At 46.7% G+C, this 1,104-nt stretch carries 1 protein-coding gene; it reads left to right on the top strand.

Annotated elements, in window-relative coordinates; translation table 11 throughout:
* A partial coding sequence (locus ACFFIT_RS05635; protein WP_385876677.1) for an Ig-like domain-containing protein occupies positions 1-1,104 on the top strand: 1,104 nt, incomplete at both ends.

Raw genomic sequence — 1,104 nt, 5'->3', positions numbered from 1 at the left:
GTTAGTGGATACCACAGCACCAGGTTCAATCGAAAACTTGAACATCGAAGGGTACAACCCAGACACTGATGGCTTGAATACGACCACTCCAACCATCACAGGTAAAGGCGAAGCGGGTCAAGATGTTGTGGTGACCTTACCAAATGGTGAAGAGTTAGTGTTCAGTACCGATCCTAAAGAGGGCGAGTACCCACTGAGCTATGGTCCAACGGACGAGGATGGCAATGCAGAGTTTGAATTGCAAATTCCTGAAGGCAAATTAACTGACAATACGTCAGGGGATTTAAGCGTTAACCAACGTGATGACGCTGGTAATAACAGTCCAGCATCGACCTATCCTGTGTTGGTGGATACCACACCACCAGGTTCAATCGAAAACTTGAACATCGAAGGGTACAACCCAGACACCGATGGCTTAAATACGACGACGCCAACCATCACGGGTAAAGGCGAAGCGGGTCAAGATGTTGTGGTGACCTTACCAAATGGTGAAGAGTTAGTGTTCAGTACCGATCCTAAAGGTGACGAGTACCCATTAACCTATGGTCCAACGGACGAAAATGGCAATGCCGAGTTTGAATTGCAAATTCCAGAAGGCAAATTAACTGACAATACGTCAGGGGATTTAAGCGTTAAACAACGTGATGACGCTGGTAATAACAGTCCAGCATTGACCTATCCTGTGTTAGTGGATACCACAGCACCAGGCTCAATCGAAAACTTGAACATCGAAGGGTACAACCCAGACACAGATGGCTTAAATACGACCACTCCAACCATCACGGGTAAAGGCGAAGCGGGTCAAGATGTTGTGGTGACCTTACCAAATGGTGAAGAGTTAGTGTTCAGTACCGATCCTAAAGAGGGCGAGTACCCACTGAGCTATGGTCCAACGGACGAGGATGGCAATGCAGAGTTTGAATTGCAAATTCCTGAAGGCAAATTAACTGACAATACGTCAGGGGATTTAAGCGTTAACCAACGTGATGACGCTGGTAATAACAGTCCAGCATCGACCTATCCTGTGTTAGTGGATATCACACCACCAGGTTCAATCGAAAACTTGAACATCGAAGGGTACAACCCAGACACCGATGGCTTAAA

Origin of the sequence: Thorsellia kenyensis, assembly GCF_042432445.1 — a bacterium.
In the GTDB taxonomy this organism is placed as follows: Bacteria; Pseudomonadota; Gammaproteobacteria; order Enterobacterales; family Thorselliaceae; genus Thorsellia; species Thorsellia kenyensis.
This window is presented reverse-complemented; position numbering and strand designations above follow the sequence as displayed.